The organism is Streptomyces sp. NRRL B-24085 (assembly GCF_001282115.1).
Taxonomy (GTDB): Bacteria; Actinomycetota; Actinomycetes; order Streptomycetales; family Streptomycetaceae; genus Streptomyces.
On sequence record NZ_LJBR01000135.1, the window covers coordinates 1 to 15,590 of the forward strand.

17 protein-coding genes are annotated in these 15,590 nt (G+C 71.1%); 12 read left to right on the plus strand and 5 right to left on the minus strand.

The window, feature by feature from the left end; translation table 11 throughout:
• Positions 1-94: 94 nt before the first annotated feature.
• On the minus strand, positions 95-487 hold the full coding sequence (locus tag AOJ26_RS16750) for a VOC family protein (RefSeq protein WP_053849100.1): 393 nt from the start codon (positions 485-487) through the stop codon (positions 95-97).
• A gap of 71 nt (positions 488-558) precedes the next feature.
• Here AOJ26_RS16750 and AOJ26_RS16755 point away from each other — a divergent pair, with 71 nt between their 5' ends.
• Entirely contained in the window at positions 559-1,095 is a 537-nt protein-coding gene (locus tag AOJ26_RS16755; RefSeq protein WP_053849101.1) for a GNAT family N-acetyltransferase, read from the plus strand.
• 33 nt (positions 1,096-1,128) lie between these two features.
• On the opposite strand, the gene AOJ26_RS16760 is transcribed toward AOJ26_RS16755, so the two are convergent.
• Complete coding sequence (locus AOJ26_RS16760) at positions 1,129-1,812, minus strand: glycerophosphodiester phosphodiesterase (RefSeq protein WP_053849102.1); 684 nt, start codon at positions 1,810-1,812, stop codon at positions 1,129-1,131.
• 271 nt (positions 1,813-2,083) lie between these two features.
• On the opposite strand from AOJ26_RS16760, the gene AOJ26_RS16765 reads away from it, so the two are divergent.
• The 5 genes from AOJ26_RS16765 to AOJ26_RS16785 all read left to right on the plus strand — a co-directional run bounded on the left by AOJ26_RS16765 (position 2,084) and on the right by AOJ26_RS16785 (position 7,131).
• Positions 2,084-3,481 carry a DUF6421 family protein gene (locus tag AOJ26_RS16765; protein WP_053849103.1) on the plus strand — a complete coding sequence of 466 codons (1,398 nt, stop codon included), beginning with the start codon at positions 2,084-2,086 and terminating at the stop codon, positions 3,479-3,481.
• 62 nt (positions 3,482-3,543) lie between these two features.
• The gene (locus AOJ26_RS16770) at positions 3,544-4,293 is read left to right on the plus strand and encodes an SDR family oxidoreductase (RefSeq protein WP_053849115.1); all 750 of its coding nucleotides are present in this window, start codon (positions 3,544-3,546) and stop codon (positions 4,291-4,293) included.
• Positions 4,290-5,360 carry a threonine aldolase family protein gene (locus AOJ26_RS16775; RefSeq protein WP_053849104.1) on the plus strand — a complete coding sequence of 357 codons (1,071 nt, stop codon included), beginning with the start codon at positions 4,290-4,292 and terminating at the stop codon, positions 5,358-5,360. Before AOJ26_RS16770 ends, AOJ26_RS16775 begins: the two co-directional genes overlap by 4 nt.
• Positions 5,361-5,834: 474 nt before the next feature.
• On the plus strand, positions 5,835-6,407 hold the full coding sequence (locus AOJ26_RS16780; RefSeq protein WP_053849105.1) for a transglutaminase domain-containing protein: 573 nt from the start codon (positions 5,835-5,837) through the stop codon (positions 6,405-6,407).
• A gap of 7 nt (positions 6,408-6,414) precedes the next feature.
• On the plus strand, positions 6,415-7,131 hold the full coding sequence (locus AOJ26_RS16785) for a B3/4 domain-containing protein (RefSeq protein ID WP_053849106.1): 717 nt from the start codon (positions 6,415-6,417) through the stop codon (positions 7,129-7,131).
• Here the strand turns inward: AOJ26_RS16785 and AOJ26_RS16790 are convergent.
• Positions 7,094-7,822, minus strand: a complete 729-nt coding sequence (locus AOJ26_RS16790) for a lysophospholipid acyltransferase family protein (RefSeq protein WP_053849107.1) — start codon at positions 7,820-7,822, stop codon at positions 7,094-7,096. The two genes, AOJ26_RS16785 and AOJ26_RS16790, sit on opposite strands and share 38 nt — an antisense overlap.
• 186 nt (positions 7,823-8,008) lie before the next feature.
• Complete coding sequence (locus AOJ26_RS16795) at positions 8,009-8,425, minus strand: DUF4395 domain-containing protein (protein ID WP_053849108.1); 417 nt, start codon at positions 8,423-8,425, stop codon at positions 8,009-8,011.
• 75 nt (positions 8,426-8,500) lie between these two features.
• Here AOJ26_RS16795 and AOJ26_RS16800 point away from each other — a divergent pair, with 75 nt between their 5' ends.
• The 4 genes from AOJ26_RS16800 (at position 8,501) to AOJ26_RS16815 (ending at position 11,693) form a co-directional block, all read left to right on the plus strand.
• Positions 8,501-8,914 carry a TlpA family protein disulfide reductase gene (locus AOJ26_RS16800; protein ID WP_053849116.1) on the plus strand — a complete coding sequence of 138 codons (414 nt, stop codon included), beginning with the start codon at positions 8,501-8,503 and terminating at the stop codon, positions 8,912-8,914.
• A 208-nt stretch (positions 8,915-9,122) separates the two neighbouring features.
• Entirely contained in the window at positions 9,123-9,629 is a 507-nt protein-coding gene (locus AOJ26_RS16805) for a flavin reductase family protein (protein WP_053849109.1), read from the plus strand.
• 228 nt (positions 9,630-9,857) lie between these two features.
• On the plus strand, positions 9,858-10,646 hold the full coding sequence (locus tag AOJ26_RS16810) for an electron transfer flavoprotein subunit beta/FixA family protein (RefSeq protein ID WP_053849110.1): 789 nt from the start codon (positions 9,858-9,860) through the stop codon (positions 10,644-10,646).
• A gap of 72 nt (positions 10,647-10,718) precedes the next feature.
• Positions 10,719-11,693, plus strand: coding sequence for an electron transfer flavoprotein subunit alpha/FixB family protein (locus AOJ26_RS16815; RefSeq protein WP_053849111.1), 975 nt, complete (start codon positions 10,719-10,721; stop codon positions 11,691-11,693).
• Between the two features lie 58 nt (positions 11,694-11,751).
• On the opposite strand, the gene AOJ26_RS16820 is transcribed toward AOJ26_RS16815, so the two are convergent.
• Positions 11,752-12,615 carry an endonuclease/exonuclease/phosphatase family protein gene (locus AOJ26_RS16820; RefSeq protein WP_373413142.1) on the minus strand — a complete coding sequence of 288 codons (864 nt, stop codon included), beginning with the start codon at positions 12,613-12,615 and terminating at the stop codon, positions 11,752-11,754.
• 221 nt (positions 12,616-12,836) lie between these two features.
• On the opposite strand from AOJ26_RS16820, the gene AOJ26_RS16825 reads away from it, so the two are divergent.
• Both AOJ26_RS16825 and AOJ26_RS16830 read left to right on the plus strand, forming a co-directional pair.
• Positions 12,837-14,141: a DUF6986 family protein gene (locus AOJ26_RS16825; RefSeq protein ID WP_053849113.1), complete on the plus strand. Its 1,305-nt coding sequence runs from the start codon at positions 12,837-12,839 to the stop codon at positions 14,139-14,141.
• A gap of 135 nt (positions 14,142-14,276) precedes the next feature.
• Positions 14,277-15,590 (plus strand): serine/threonine-protein kinase (locus tag AOJ26_RS16830; RefSeq protein ID WP_053849114.1); only part of this gene is annotated, 1,314 nt, incomplete at its 3' end.

Below are 15,590 nucleotides of genomic sequence, written 5' to 3' on the forward strand. Positions count from 1 at the left end.
GGGTGCCGTCAGATGCCGGGCCGGTACCGTGCGGCGTCGGGCGGGGTGGGGTCGGATGCCGGGCCGGTACCGTGCGGCGTCGCGCGGGGTGCCGTCAGATGCCGGGCCGGTACCGGATCGGATGGTCGGCCGGCACCTCCACCAGCACGATCGGTGTGCCGTCCGGGTCCGCCACCCACATCTCGACCAGCCCCCACGGCTCCTGCACCGGCGGCCGCACGATCTCGACCCCCTTGGCGAGCAGTTCCTCGTGTGCCGCGCTCACGTCGGGGACCTGGAGCCACAGCCGGACGTCCGCGGCCGGGGGAGCCTCGGAGCGCCCCGACAGCTCCAGGAACCCGCCGCCGAGGAAGTAGACGGTGCCCCGCTCCGGCCCCGTGCCGAACTCGCGGTACACCGCCAGGCCGAGCCGGTCGCCGTAGAAGACCCGGGAACGCTCCGGGTCCGTGGGCCGCAGCAGGACGCGGCTGCTCAGTACGTGCACCATGCGGGCGAGCCTATCGGGGGCGTTACTCTCGACCCTGCCCGAGTCGTGCCCCTGAAGTGGAGATGCGCCCCATGGAGACCACCGCCGGCCTCACCTTCCGTGACGCCACCGACGCCGACGTGGACACGCTGGTCGCGCTGGTCGAGTCGGCGTACCGCGGGGACGACAGCCGGGCCGGGTGGACGACCGAGGCGGACATCCTGGAGGGGCAGCGGACGGACCCGGAGGGTGTGCTCGCGGTCATCAAGGCGCCCGACAGCAAGCTGCTGACGGTGGAGCGCGAGGGGCGCGTCGTCGCGTGCTGCCAGCTCGAACACCGGGGCACCCACGCCTACTTCGGGATGTTCGCGGTCAGCCCCACCCTCCAGGGCGGCGGCCTCGGCAAGGTGATCATCGCGGAGGCGGAGCGGATCGCCCGGGAGACCTGGGGCGTCACGGAGATGCACATGACCGTGATCTCGGTGCGCGACGACCTCATCGCCTGGTACGAACGGCGCGGCTACCGCCGTACGGGACGGATGACGCCCTTCCCGTACGGCGACGAGCGCTTCGGTGTGCCGCAGCGGGACGACCTTCAGTTCGAGCTGCTGGTCAAGCCGCTGGTGTGACGTTCCTGCCGTGCCTTTCGCGAGGGGCGCGGCTCACGCGGTGAAGCGGCCGGTGCGCTTGATCTCCGGGTAGTCGGTCGTCGCGCCGTCCAGTTCCAGGGCGCGCACCAGCCGCAGATGGTCCTGGGTGTTCACCACCCAGCCGATGATCTTCAGGTCCGCCTTGCGGGCCGCCTCGACGACCTCCAGGGTCAGCCGGCGGATGTTCAGACACACCGTCCCCGCACCGGCCTCGACGGCGCGCTCCACGATGTCGGGGCCGAACCGGCTGCCGATCAGCGCGGTCCGTACGCCGGGCACCAGGCGGCCGATCTCGGCGATCGCCTCGTCGTGGAACGAGGACACCTCGACCCGGGAGACCAGATCCCGCCGGAGCATGACCTCGGCCAGCGCCCGGGCCGCCGCGATGTCCTTGATCTCGGCCTGGAGCGGGGAGCGCACCGCGTCGAGGACCTCCTCGAAGGTCGGAACGCGTTCCCCGCGGCCCGCGTCCAGGGCGCGCAGTTCGGTGAGGGTCTTCTCGGCGATCGGGCCGGTTCCGTCGGTCGTGCGGTCCACGTCGGTGTCGTGCATGACGACGAGGGCGCCGTCCTTGCTCAGATGCAGATCGAGTTCGATGACGTCGAGGCCGGCCTGCTGGGCGGCGACGAAGGAACGGAGGGTGTTCTCGGGTTCGGTACCCATGACTCCGCGATGACCGATGGTAAGGAAGTTCAAGGTTCAACTCGCTTCCGTCGACGGCGGCTCGGTGCAGAGCCGCAGCCTAACGGCTACGCCGTGTGATGGACCCGTGCGTACGCGAGGGATCGCGGTGACGTATGGGGGAGCGAGAACTGATACCCGGAATCGCGGTGTTCAAGGCACGCGACAGGAAAAAGTTCGGTGACCATTGGGGTGTGCAGGATAACTTCCCGTGACCGCTCTTGCTGGACGGAAGCCCGTATGTATACGGTCTCCATACGCGAGGTTCTCCCGTGGAGGATGGGACATGACGGAAATTCTTGTGCAGGCGGCTTCGGGGGACCAGGTTCCTCCCGTGACCAGGGTGGTGGAGCACCCGGCATGGCCGGTGCTCAAGGATGCCGTGGAGCAGATCCGGCCGTGGCAGTCCAAGGACGGGTCGATCGACTTCGAGGCCGAGGGCGCCCCCGAGCGTGCCGACGCCGAGGCCGCCGTACGGCGTGTCGTCGAGGCCGTCCAGGAGCTGTCGCCGCTGCTGCCGCACGACGCCGACTACCACGCCGCCCTGGCCAAGGACCTCAGGCGCTGGTCCGAGGGCGGCTTCGAGGTGCCCGACTTCCTCGATTCCCTGCTGGCCTTCCAGCCCGCCGCGAACCGCGCGGACGGCCTCCAGCACCTGGTCGTCTTCCCCATGTACACGCAGAACGGCAACCCCGACCGCAACCTGGAGGCGGTCGTGCTGCGCATGGTCTGGCCCGAGTGGCTGGCCGAACTGGAGCGCACCCGCTACGACAACCCGCTGTTCTGCGGCATCAAGTTCGAGGACTTCACGGCCGGCTACGACACCAACTCGGCCGTCCTCTTCCCCGAGACCATCGCCGTGCGCGAGGCGCCGGAACGATTCTCCTGGGGTGGCATCTTCTGCGACCGCGAGGCCGCCCGCTTCCGCCGGGTCACCGACGCCGCCGTCGACATCCTGGGCCTGGAGCTGCCCGAGGACATCGCCGCGATGGTCCACGACCAGAAGCGCTGCGAGGAGGCCTTCGTCCTGTGGGACATGGTCCACGACCGCACCCACAGCCACGGCGACCTGCCCTTCGACCCGTTCATGATCAAGCAGCGCCAGCCGTTCTGGATGTACGGCCTCGAAGAGCTGCGCTGCGACCTCACCGCCTTCAAGGAGGCCGTGAAGCTCCAGGAGGACGGCGTCCCGCAGGCCCGTGACGTGCAGTACGCGGTCCTCTTCGACCGCATGTTCCGCTTCCCCGTCACCGGCGAGCGGGTGCGCAACTACGACGGCCTCGGCGGTCAGCTCCTCTTCGCCTACCTGCACAAGCACGACGTCGTCCGCTGGACCGACAACAAGCTGTTCATCGACTGGCAGCGCGCCCCGCAGGTCACCAACCAGCTCTGCGCCGACATCGAGCAGCTCTACCGCGACGGCATCGACCGTCCGAAGCTCGTCCACTGGTTCGCCGGCTACGAGCTCGTCTCCACCTACCTCGCCCCGCACCCCGGCTCCAAGTGGGCCAAGGGTCCCGACGCCCTCGACCTGTCCCAGCCGCCCCGGAAACTCGTCGATGACGTGCTTCCGGACGAGTTTCCGCTGAGCATGTTCTATGAGGCCCTCTCCAAGAAGCTTCGCCATGTGATCGCCTCGACCCGGGGCATCACGGCGGAGAACGCCGAGCGGGTCGCCGCGTGAGCGAGCGCGGCACCGGGAACACTGCACAGGCCGTCGCGGCGGCTGCACAGGAGGCGAAGAACATGGTGGGGAACGGAGCTCTCAGCGGTGCGGTGATCGCGGTGGCCGGCGCGGGCGGTCCCGCGGGCCGCGCGGCACTGCTGCGGCTGGCCGAGGCGGGCGCGACCGTCGTCGGCGCGGACAACGACCCGGAGCGGCTCGCGGAAGCCGTGGACGCGGCACGCTACGCCTCCGGCGGCGCCACCGTGACCGGCGAACCGGTCGACCTGCTGGACCTGGACTCCACCCGCGACTGGGCCACGCACATCGAGAAGGACTTCGGCCGGGTCGACGGCCTGGTCCACCTCGTCGGCGGCTGGCGCGGCAGCGAGACCTTCATCAAGTCGAGCCTGGACGACTGGGACTTCCTGGAACTCCTGCTCGTCCGCACCGTGCAGCACACCTCCCTCGCGTTCTACGAGGGGCTCCAGCGCAGCGACCGCGGCCGCTACGTCCTGATCAGCGCCGCCGGTGCGACGAAGCCCACCGCGGGCAACGCCTCGTACGCCGCCGCCAAGGCCGCCGCCGAGGCCTGGACGCTCGCTCTCGCCGACGCCTTCCGCAAGGCCGGGGGCGCCGACGGGCCGCGGTCCGCGGCTGCCATCCTGGTGGTCAAGGCACTGGTGCACGAGGCCATGCGCGCCGAGCGGCCCAACGCGAAGTTCGCGGGCTTCACGGACGTCAAGGACCTGGCCGAGGCGATCGCCGGTGTCTGGGACAAGCCCGCCGCCGAAGTGAACGGAAACCGTCTGTGGCTCACCGAGAAGCCGTGAACCCCCCGAAGACCGACGCGCGTCGCCACCACGACCCGGAGGTCCGCGGTTTCGCCAGCGACAACTACGCCGGGGCCCACCCGGAGGTGCTCGCCGCCCTGGCCCTGGCCAACGGCGGGCACCAGGTCGCGTACGGCGAGGACGACTACACCGAGAACCTCCAGAGGATCGTCCGCAGCCACTTCGGTGCCACGGCCGAGGCGTTCCCGGTCTTCAACGGCACCGGCGCCAACGTCGTCGCGCTCCAGGCGGTCACCGACCGCTGGGGCGCGGTGATCTGCGCCGAGAGCGCGCACATCAACGTGGACGAGGGCGGCGCCCCCGAGCGGATGGGCGGCCTCAAGCTGCTCACCGTGCCCACCCCCGACGGCAAGCTCACCCCCGAGCTGATCGACCGGCAGGCGTACGGCTGGGACGACGAGCACCGCGCGATGCCCCAGGTCGTCTCGATCACCCAGTCCACGGAACTCGGCACGCTCTACACGCCCGAGGAGATCCGCGCGATCTGCGACCACGCCCACGCGCACGGGATGAAGGTCCACCTGGACGGCTCCCGCATAGCCAACGCGGCCGCCTCCCTCGACGTCCCCATGCGGACGTTCACCAACGCGGTCGGCGTCGACATCCTCTCGCTCGGCGGGACGAAGAACGGCGCGCTGTTCGGCGAGGCGGTCGTGGTGATCAACCAGGACGCGGTCTCCCACATGAAGCACCTGCGCAAGCTGTCCATGCAGCTCGCCTCCAAGATGCGTTTCGTGTCGGTGCAGTTGGAGGCGCTGCTGGCCAAGGACCTGTGGCTGCGCAACGCCCGCCACGCCAACGAGATGGCCCAGCGCCTGGCCGAGGGCGTGCGGGCCGTCCACGGCGTCGAGATCCTCTACCCGGTCCAGGCCAACGGCGTCTTCGCCAAGCTCCCGCACGACGTGAGCGAGCGCCTCCAGAAGCGCTTCCGCTTCTACTTCTGGGACGAGGCCGCGGGTGTGGTCCGCTGGATGTGCGCCTTCGACACCACCGAGGACGACGTGGACATGTTCGTGGCGGCGCTGAAGGAGGAGATGGCCCGCTAGCCGCGCGCCGGGCCGCGGACCGCCCACCTGTGCTCGCACGCCTGGGTGGACAGGACACAGAGCCGGGTGCGGCCGAGGACGGATGACGACGTGCGGGCGTGTGCGCGGGTGCCGGCGAAGGTGCACCGCCACGACGGCTACCCGGCGAACTGGCCGGCCCGGCCCGATGATTGGTTGACGCGGCCTTCGGCTTTGGGCAACTGGGTCGCCGATCTGGGCGGGCGGGTGGCGGGCAACATCGGCCTCACCCGCTCCGCCGAGGGCGACCTGGCCCCTGTTCTGTGGGGCGGGTGGTCGGCCGGTTGTTCGTCGCCCCGTAGGCGAGGGGCACGGGCCCAGCTGATGGGCCGGGCGGTGGCGGAGGTGACCACGTTCAGCACCGGTGGAGCGCATTCCAGGTATTGCGCCGCATAAATATACCTAGGGCCGTAAATTGATTGACTCCGGGTGATCGGATTCCTAAGCTCTGCGGGCATGGAGCTGATCCAGAACACCCCCGACCTTTCCGCGTACTTGGCCGCCGACGAGGTCATCGACCATGACCATCCGGTCGTGCGGGAGACGGCCGCACGGCTCGCCGAAGAGGCGGTCGACTCGTATGCCTATGCGCGGCTGGCCTTCGAGTTCGTCCGCGACGCGATTCCGCACTCCCAGGACTCCGGCGACCTCCGCGTCACCTGGCGGGCCTCCGACGTCCTGGAGCAGGGGACCGGCATCTGCTACGCCAAGGCGCACGCGCTGGCCGCGCTGCTGCGCGCCGAGGACATCCCGACGGCCCTCTGCTACCAGAACCTGGGTGTGGTCCACGGCCTGGTCGCCGTCCGCTTCCACGGCGCCTGGCACCGCCAGGACCCCCGGGGCAACAAGCCCGGTGTGGACGCCCAGTTCTCCCTGGACGGTGAACGGCTGGCCTTCACGCCCGAACCGGAGTCCAACGAGATGGACCATCCGGTCCTGTACGCTGAACCGCACCCGGCCGTCCTGAGCGTCCTCAAGGCCGCCCCCGACCGGCCCCACCTCTGGAAGACGCTCCCCACCGCACTCTGAGGCACCGATGACCTTCTCCCTGACCGTGTCCGAGGAGGTGCGCGCCCTCGCGCCCGGCTTCGCGCACCTCGCCGTCGAGGCCCACGGACTCGTCAACGGACCCAGCACCGACGCCGGTTCGGCGCTGCTCGACGACGCGGCCCGCCGTCTCGCCGTACGCCTGGACGGGCGTGCCCCGCACGAGGACCCGCACATGGCGGCCTGGCGGGAGGTCTACACGGCGTTCGGCTCGAAGCCGTCGCGCACCCGCAACTCGGCGGAGGCGCTGGCGAAGAGGGCCCTGTCGGACGCGGGCCTGCCCCGCATCAACCTCCTGGTCGACCTCTACAACGCGATCAGCGTCGCGCACCTCGTCCCCGTCGGCGGCGAGGACCTCGACCGGGTCCGGGGCGGGATGCGCCTCGTGCGGGCCACCGGCGACGAGGAGTTCGTGACCGCGGCCGGCGGCCAGGAGGTCGTCGAGCACCCGGACCCCGGCGAGGTCGTCTGGTGCGACGACGCCGGGGTGACCTGCCGTCGCTGGAACTGGCGCCAGGGCCCGCGCACGAGGCTCACGGAGGAGACGGTCTCGGGGATCTTCCTGCTGGAGAGCATGGCCCCGATGCCGTACGCCGACGTGGAGAAGGCGGGCGCCGAACTGGCCGAGCTGTTGGAGAAGTTCAGTCCGGGAGCCCGGATCGAGGTGACTACCGCGCCTCCGACTCGCGCACCTGCTCCGGAGTAGGCGCCGAGCCCCCGAGATGCGCCGGCATCCACCACGTGTCGTCGGGCCCCTTGGGGCGCACGGGGTAGGCGCGCTGGGCGGCTTCCAGGAGTTCGTTGACCCGCTCGCGCACCTGGCGGGTGATCGCCCCCGCGTACTTGTCCCGGGACGCCTCGATCGCCTCCCCGACCCGGATCGTGATCGGGATGTGGCTGCGCTTGAAGTTGCGGGGGTGCCCCTTGGTCCACAGGCGCTGCGTGCCCCAGACGGCCATCGGGATCAGGGGGACGCCCGCCTCCTGGGCCATCCGCGCTGCACCCGACTTGAAGCTCTTGAGCGTGAAGGACTGCGAGATCGTCGCCTCCGGGAAGACCCCGACGATCTCGCCGGACCGCAGCGACTCCAGGGCGTGGGCGTACGCGGTCTCGCCCTGCTTGCGGTCGACCGGGATGTGCTTCATCCCGCGCATCAGCGGACCCGAGATCCGGTGGCGGAAGACGGACTCCTTCGCCATGAAACGCACCAGGCGCTTCTGTGGGAGCGCGGCCAGGCCGTTGAAGACGAAGTCCAGATAGCTGATGTGGTTGCTCACCAGCACGGCGCCGCCCGAGCGAGGGATGTTCTCCGACCCCTTGCAGTCGATCTTGAGGTCCCAGGCCTTGAACAGCGCCTGGGCGAATCCGACGACGGGACGGTAGACAAGCTCTGCCATGGGCGGGGTGAGCCCTTCCTGCTCTGCCAGGGAGCCGACTCCCGGCGTTAAGTTACGCAGCCGTAGGTTTACGGCATCTCGCAGATCGTGCCCGAAGAACGGCCGGGGAGCCAGCCCTGGTGCCCACTGGGGGAGAGATTCTCGTCACGTCCGTCCCGTGATCCACCTCGGGGTTTTACGCCGCCTTTACTCCGTGCGTACCGCTGCTCGCCGTACGAGCAGGTACATCTCGCACCCCAGGCAGTACCCGAATGTGGCGTTGAGGAACGCCGCCGCGAGCGCCGCGCCTGTAGCGGCGAGCCCGAGCCACTGTGGCCCGATCCCGAATCCCACGAGCCCGAGGGCCGCGAAGGCGAGGCCCACCGCCTGCGCGAAGCGCGGCGGTTGCGGTGACTCGAACGCGGTCGGCGGGCCGATCCGGGGCCGGACCGCCCGGCGGAACAGCACTCCGTACGGGGAGCGGCCCACCCCGCCCGCCGCGCCCAGCGCGAACGCCAGCGTCTGCCAGGCCAGCAGCCAGACGCTGCCCGTGACCAGAACGGCCGCCAGCACGACGGTCGTCACAGCCGCGCCGAAACGCGGCCCTCTTGCATCGATGTCCATGAATCAAGCATTCCGCAACGGGAAGTCCTGGAGGAGGCGGGAATCTTTGCAGTCTCATGAATGCTGATGCGGGTGATGACCGGACTTGTGGTGTGCGTGGCGGTGCTCGTGACGGCGAGCGCCTATGGGCTGCTTCAACGGCGGCGGAGCGGGAGGGTACGGGTGCGCGGGCGCGACGACGGCAAGAGGCTCGGTGCGGCCGAGCTGGGGGAGGACCTCGGTGAGCGCGCCACGCTCGTGCAGTTCTCCAGCGCGTTCTGCGCGCCCTGCCGGGCGACCCGGCGGGTGCTCGGTGAGGTCGCCGCCATGGTTCCCGGCGTGACCCACGTCGAGATCGACGCCGAGAAGAACCTCGACCTGGTCCGCGCGCTCGACATCCTCAAGACGCCGACCGTGCTGGTCCTCGACGCCGAGGGCAGGGTCGTCCGGCGCGCCGCCGGCCAGCCGCGCAAGGCGGATGTCATCGCGGCGGTCGGGGAGGCGGTTTGACACCGGGAGGGCGCACGGTGAGCCGGCTCCCACATGCCGGAACCGACTTGACTGTGCACGGCAGCTATCGTCAGCCTGACCGTATGCCCACGGAACTCCTTCTGTTCGGGCGGGTCCACGTCGACCTCGCCCGTACCGCGAGCGCGCGCTGTCCGGCCTGTTGAGCAGCCACGGTCCGGCTCGACACGCCTCGCAGAAGGAACACCGCATGACGGCCACATCCCTCGGCAGCCCTCAGCTCGCCTCTCCCGACCTCCTGCGCTCCGTCTTCCGGCGGCACGCCGCGGGGGTCGCCGTGATCACCGCGAGCGGTGACGCCGGCCCGGTCGGCTTCACCGCCACCTCCCTCGCCTCGGTCTCCGCCGAGCCGCCCATGCTGTCCTTCGGGATCGGCACGGGCGCCTCCAGCTGGCCCGCGATATCCCGGGCCGAGCACGTGGGCGTGCACATACTCGGCGAGCACCAGGAGGAGCTGGCCGCCACCTTCGCCCGCAGCGGCGCCGACCGCTTCGGCGCGCCCACCGCCTGGCGCGAGGGGCCCGAGGGCGTCCCGGTCCTCGACGACGTGCTCGCCTGGCTGGTGTGCCGGGTGCACGCACGCGTGCCGGCCGGTGATCACCGCATCGTGCTGGCCGAGGTGCGGATCGGCGACCCCGCGGGCGACGGGCGGCCCCTGCTGTACCACCAGGGCCGGTTCAACGGCCTGCGCGACTGATCCGGCTCATAGGGCGCCTCCGCCGGTGTGCGGGGCCGTCGAGTTCCGATTACGCTGCGTTGCGAAGGTCACAGTTCAAAGCGCTTGCTTAGCGGGCAGGAACTGGATGTACTGGTGAGTAATATTGCGGTCGGAGCACAGCCCGCCCCGACCGGGATCGGCCGCTTGGGGCGCCTATGCTGCCTGCAAGAGGCAGCCGAGAAATGACGATGCAGTAGGAGAGCCGGCGTGAGCTTGAGGATCGTTGTCACTGTGAAGTACGTGCCCGACGCCACCGGCGACCGGCACTTCGCCGATGACCTGACCGTCGACCGGGACGACGTGGACGGTCTGCTCTCCGAGCTGGACGAGTACGCGGTCGAGCAGGCGCTGCAGATCTCCGAGAACTCCGACGACGACGTCGAGGTCACGGTCCTGACCGTCGGCCCCGAGGACGCCAAGGACGCGCTGCGCAAGGCGCTGTCCATGGGCGCCGACAAGGCCATCCATGTCGAGGACGACGACCTGCACGGCACCGACGCGATCGGCACCTCGCTGGTCCTGGCCAAGGCGATCGAGAAGGCCGGTTACGACCTGGTCGTCTCCGGCATGGCCTCCACCGACGGCACCATGGGCGTCGTGCCGGCCCTGCTGGCCGAGCGCCTGGGCGTCCCGCAGGTCACCCTGCTCTCCGAGGTCTCGGTCGAGGACGGCACCGTCAAGGGCCGCCGCGACGGCGACGCCGCCTCGGAGCAGCTGGAGGCCTCCCTGCCGGCGGTCGTCTCGGTCACCGACCAGTCGGGCGAGGCGCGTTACCCCTCCTTCAAGGGCATCATGGCCGCCAAGAAGAAGCCGGTGGAGTCCTGGGACCTGTCGGACCTGGACCTGGAGGCCGGGCAGGTCGGTCTGGAGGGCTCCTACACCACGGTCGACTCCGCCGCGGAGCGCCCGGCGCGCACGGCCGGCACGATCGTCAAGGACGAGGGCGAGGGCGGCAAGCAGCTCGCCGAGTTCCTCGCGAGCCAGAAGTTCATCTAAGGGTTCTGGCCCGCTGAGGCTCAACCCCCTTACCGCCCCTTAAGCCTTCGCAATCCGCAGGAGAGCATTCCCATGGCTGAAGTTCTCGTCTACGTCGACCACGTGGACGGTGCCGTCCGCAAGCCCACCCTGGAGCTGCTGACCCTGGCCCGCCGCGTCGGCGAGCCCGTCGCCGTCGCGCTCGGCAACGGCGCCGCCGACACCGCCGCCGCGCTCGCCGAGCACGGCGCCGTCAAGGTCCTCACCCACGACGCCTCCGAGTACGCCGACTACCTGGTCGTACCGAAGGTCGACGCCCTCCAGGCCGCCGTGGAGTCTGTGTCCGCCGCGGGCTCCCTGGTCGCCGTCCTGGTCCCGTCCTCCGCCGAGGGCAAGGAGATCGCCGCCCGTCTGGCGCTGCGCATCGGCTCCGGCATCATCACCGACGCCGTCGACCTCGAGGCCGGCGACGAGGGCCCGGTGGCCACCCAGTCGGTGTTCGCCGCCTCCTTCACCACCAAGTCCCGCGTCTCCAAGGGCACCCCGGTCATCACCGTCAAGCCCAACTCCGCCGCCGTGGAGGCCGCCCCGGCCGCCGGTGACGTGTCGGAGCTGAGCGTGACCTTCTCCGCGCAGGCCACCGGCACCAAGGTCACCGGCCGCACCCCGCGCGAGTCGACCGGTCGTCCGGAGCTGACCGAGGCCGCGATCGTGGTCTCCGGCGGCCGCGGTGTCAACGGCGCCGAGAACTTCGCGATCATCGAGGCCCTCGCCGACTCGCTCGGCGCGGCCGTCGGCGCCTCGCGTGCCGCGGTGGACGCGGGCTGGTACCCGCACACCAACCAGGTCGGCCAGACCGGCAAGTCCGTCTCGCCGCAGCTCTACATCGCCAACGGCATCTCCGGCGCGATCCAGCACCGCGCGGGCATGCAGACCTCGAAGACGATCGTGGCGGTCAACAAGGACGCCGAGGCCCCGATCTTCGACCTCGTCGACTACGGCGTCGTCGGCGACCTCTTCGACGTCGTCCCCGCCCTCACCGAGGAGATCAAGACCCGCAAGGGCTGATCCCGCCCCGGGCGTACGAGGCCTCCGTGACCGCCGACGCGGTCGCGGGGGCCTCGCCTCATCCCAGGGTGAGCGTGGCCTGCACCGCCAGGTGGTCGCTCGGGAACTGGCCGTTCACCGCGAAGGTGTTGATGCCGGCCCGGTGCACGCGCGTGCCGGGTGTGGCGAGGATCCAGTCGATGCGGTCGCCGTCGGGGGTGAGGGGCTGGTAGCCGTGGAAGGTGGCGTACAGCTTGCTGCGTTCGGCGGCCGCGTCCCAGGTGTCGACCAGTCCCGTGGCGAGCAGGATGTCGTACGCCCGGTTGTCGTGGGCCGTGGCGTTGAAGTCGCCGGTCACGAGGACAGGTAACCCCTGCTCGAACTCGGCGATCCGCCGGCCGAGGAACTGTGCGGAACGCTCGCGCGCGTACTGGCCCACGTGGTCGAAGTGGGTGTTGAGGACGTAGAACTCCCGTCCGCCGACGGCCCGGTCGCGGAAGCGGACCCAGGTGACGATCCGGGGGAGCGCGGCACCCCAGGTGTTCGAGCCGATGACCTCGGGCGTGTCGGAGAGCCAGTGCGTGTCGTGCTCGACGGGGGCCAGGCGCCGGTTGTCGTAGAAGACCGCCGTGGACTCGTCGTGGCTGCCGCCCTCGCGGCCGGTGCCGATCCAGTCGTAGTGCGGTCCCAGGTCGGAGTGGATGTCGAGCAGTTGCTGGTAGAGGCCTTCCTGGGTGCCCAGCAGGGTGGGGGCCTCCCGGCGCAGCAGGCGGCGCATCACCGGGCGGCGGGCGGCCCAGCTGTTGGGTTCGGAGGTGCTCGCGTAGCGCAGGTTGAACGTCATGACATCGAGTCGGCGGCGGTACGGCTTGGCGGCGGAGGCCGGCAGCGTGCCCATCAGCGGCACGGTGACGGCGGCGGCCACGGCGGTTCTGAGGCCCATGCGACGCGTCATTCTGTGGGTGTCCGACATGTTGATTCCCTCCCGACGGGACAGGATGAATGTTCGAGCCGGAGTGCGGTAGACGGCGTAGGGGATCTCGGCTGCTTGCATGAACGCGGCGGCTCACGCTGTGGACGGGGTGTTGACCGTCGGGAAGCTTCGCGGATAACTTCGCTCTACGGATTGTTGATTCCGCAGAGCGGAAAACTGGAGGGCGTGGGATGGGTCAGGGCCAGCAGGAGCAGGTGGCGACGAGCCTCGCGGGAGCCGTCAGCGAGGAGATCAGTGCCTCCCTCGCGCCCGTCGACGCCGAACTGGAGCGCCGCTACCCCGGAGACCCCGGCACCCGCCAGCCCGTGCACACCGTCTACGTCCCCGGTGACGTCTTCGCCGCCGACACCGTCCGCACCTGGGGAGAGCAGGCTCTCGCCGCCCTCGACGAGCACGCCCCGGACGCCGCGTCCTTCGCCGCCGTCGTCGGACTGTCCGACGACCTCGCGGAGCCCGTGTACGCGCGCGTGCGGGCCAAGCTGGAGCACGAGCCGATCGAGGACCTGCGGGTCGACTTCGAGGACGGCTACGGCCCGCGCCCGGACGCCGAGGAGGACGAGACGGCGGCCCGCGCGGCCCGGCTGATCGCCGAGGCGTACCGGGACGGGACGGCGGCCCCGTACATGGGCATCCGCATGAAGTGCATGGAGGCCGCCGTGCGGGACCGGGGCATCCGGACCCTCGACGTCTTCCTGACCGGCCTGATGGCGGCCGGCGGCCTGCCCGAGGGGCTGGTGCTGACCCTGCCGAAGGTGACGTACCCCGAGCAGGTCACCGCGTTCGTCCGGCTCCTGGAGGCCTTCGAGAAGGCGCACGGACTGGACTCCGGGCGGCTCGGCTTCGAGATCCAGATCGAGACCAGCCAGTCCATCCTGGCCACCGACGGCACCGCCGCGGTCGCCCGCATGATCCAGGCCGCCGAGGGCCGCGCCACCGGGCTGCACTACGGCACCTTCGACTACAGCGCCTGCCTCGGAGTCTCAGCCGCCCACCAGGCCAGTGACCACCCCGCCGCCGACCACGCCAAGGCGATCATGCAGGTCGCCGCCGCGGGCACCGGCGTACGGGTCTCCGACGGCTCCACCAACGTCCTGCCGGTCGGGCCGACGGCGAAGGTCCACGACGCCTGGCGCCTGCACTACGGCCTGACCCGCCGGGCCCTGGCCCGCGCCTACTACCAGGGCTGGGACATGCACCCCGGGCACATCCCCACGCGGTACGCAGCCGTGTTCGCCTTCTACCGCGAAGGCTTCGAACAGGCCGCGGGACGGCTCGCCCGCTACGCCAACCGGGCCGGCGGCGACGTCATGGACGAGCCCGCCACCGCCAAGGCGCTCAGCGGCTATCTGCTGCGCGGTCTCGACTGCGGCGCCCTCGACATCGGCGAGGTCGCCCGGCTGACCGGCCTGACCCGGGCCGACCTGGAGGGTTACGCGGCACCCCGACGCGGCGATCTGACCGTCTCCCCGCACTGACCGCCGCGCCGACGTCGCCACGAACCGGCGGAAGACGTAGCGGCCCTGTCACAGTCGCAACCGCCGGCTGGAGTTGTCACTCCTGCCCCGTAGTCTGTACCGCACGCATTGACGTGTCACAGGAACGGGGCAGCGGTGTCTTCGGGGGAGACCAACGAAAAGGGCCAGGGCGAGGCCGGTCGCCTGCTGGCCGGGCGCTATCGGGTCGTGTCCCAGCTCGGTCGCGGCGGTATGGGCGTGGTCTGGCGGGCCGTCGACGAGGTCCTGGGCCGCGAGGTCGCGGTCAAGGAACTGCGGACCTACACCGACGCGGACGGCCCCGAACTCGCCGATTTGCGGCTGCGGATGCAGCGCGAGGCCCGCGCCGCGGCCCGCGTCCGCCACCCCGGAGTCGTCGCCGTGCACGACGTGGCCGAGGTCGACGGGCGCCCGCTCATCGTCATGGAACTGGTCGAGGGCCCCTCCCTGGACCAGGTGCTGCGCAGACAGGGCACCCTCGACCCGCGCGAGGCGGCAGGCATCGGCGCCAAGGTCATGGACGCCCTGGCCGCAGCCCACGAGGCCGGCGTGCTGCACCGGGACGTCAAGCCCGGCAACATCCTCCTGGACCGCTCCGGCCGCGTCCTGCTCACCGACTTCGGCATCGCCACCATGGACGACCCGGGCGACGGCTCGGCCACGAACCTGACCCGCACCGGCCATCTCGTCGGGTCCCTGGACTACATGGCCCCCGAGCGTGCCCAGGGCGCCGACCCGGGACCGGCCTCCGACGTGTGGGCCCTCGGCGCCACGCTGTACGCGGCCGTCGAGGGGGCCTCGCCGTTCCGCCGCACGTCGACGTTCTCCACGCTCACCGCGATCGTCGGCGAACCGCTTCCCGAATCCCACCGCGCCGGTCCCCTCGGCCCCGTCCTTCAGCGTCTGCTGGACAAGCGGCCCGAGGCCCGTCCGGCGGCCGGGGAGGCGCGTGCGCTGCTGGAGGCGGTGGCGGACGGGGCCGAGCCCGGGGCGGACCGTCCCACCACGACCCTGCGGGGTGCGGCGGAACCGGCCGGGCAGGCCGAGACCGTCCCCGACGTGCCTGCGGCACCGGCCGAACCGGCCGCCCCCGCGCCGCAGACCACGGAGGGCACCGTGCCCGCCGCGGACCCCACGGGGCAGGCCGAGACGCCGGCGCCCTGGTGGGTCGGGGCCGCTTCCGGGCACGAGACCGCCGGCCAGGCCGGATCCCCGGCGCAGGGCATCGGTGCCGCCCCTCAGGGCGGCACTCCGGCACCCGGTCCGGGGACCTCCCCGGCCCCCGTGGCGCCTTTGCCGCAGCAGAGCTACGCCATGTCCCGTGACACCGCCCCCATGGACCCCTCCCGCCCGCCCCGCCGCACGCGGCGCCTCCTGCCCGCCGCCGCCGCCGTCACGGTCGTACTCCCGGTGGCCGCCACGGCCCTCGCG

Excerpts from the sequence above, each read along its gene's own strand:
- AOJ26_RS16750 (WP_053849100.1), bottom strand. The coding sequence starts at position 487 with ATGGTGCACGTACTGAGCAGCCGCGTCCTGCTGCGGCCCACGGACCCG.
- AOJ26_RS16755 (WP_053849101.1), top strand. The coding sequence starts at position 559 with ATGGAGACCACCGCCGGCCTCACCTTCCGTGACGCCACCGACGCCGAC.
- AOJ26_RS16765 (WP_053849103.1), top strand. The coding sequence starts at position 2,084 with ATGACGGAAATTCTTGTGCAGGCGGCTTCGGGGGACCAGGTTCCTCCC.
- AOJ26_RS16770 (WP_053849115.1), top strand. The coding sequence starts at position 3,544 with ATGGTGGGGAACGGAGCTCTCAGCGGTGCGGTGATCGCGGTGGCCGGC.
- AOJ26_RS16780 (WP_053849105.1), top strand. The coding sequence starts at position 5,835 with ATGGAGCTGATCCAGAACACCCCCGACCTTTCCGCGTACTTGGCCGCC.
- AOJ26_RS16785 (WP_053849106.1), top strand. The coding sequence starts at position 6,415 with ATGACCTTCTCCCTGACCGTGTCCGAGGAGGTGCGCGCCCTCGCGCCC.
- AOJ26_RS16790 (WP_053849107.1), bottom strand. The coding sequence starts at position 7,822 with ATGGCAGAGCTTGTCTACCGTCCCGTCGTCGGATTCGCCCAGGCGCTG.
- AOJ26_RS16795 (WP_053849108.1), bottom strand. The coding sequence starts at position 8,425 with ATGGACATCGATGCAAGAGGGCCGCGTTTCGGCGCGGCTGTGACGACC.
- AOJ26_RS16800 (WP_053849116.1), top strand. The coding sequence starts at position 8,501 with ATGACCGGACTTGTGGTGTGCGTGGCGGTGCTCGTGACGGCGAGCGCC.
- AOJ26_RS16805 (WP_053849109.1), top strand. The coding sequence starts at position 9,123 with ATGACGGCCACATCCCTCGGCAGCCCTCAGCTCGCCTCTCCCGACCTC.
- AOJ26_RS16815 (WP_053849111.1), top strand. The coding sequence starts at position 10,719 with ATGGCTGAAGTTCTCGTCTACGTCGACCACGTGGACGGTGCCGTCCGC.
- AOJ26_RS16820 (WP_373413142.1), bottom strand. The coding sequence starts at position 12,615 with ATGGGCCTCAGAACCGCCGTGGCCGCCGCCGTCACCGTGCCGCTGATG.
- AOJ26_RS16825 (WP_053849113.1), top strand. The coding sequence starts at position 12,837 with ATGGGTCAGGGCCAGCAGGAGCAGGTGGCGACGAGCCTCGCGGGAGCC.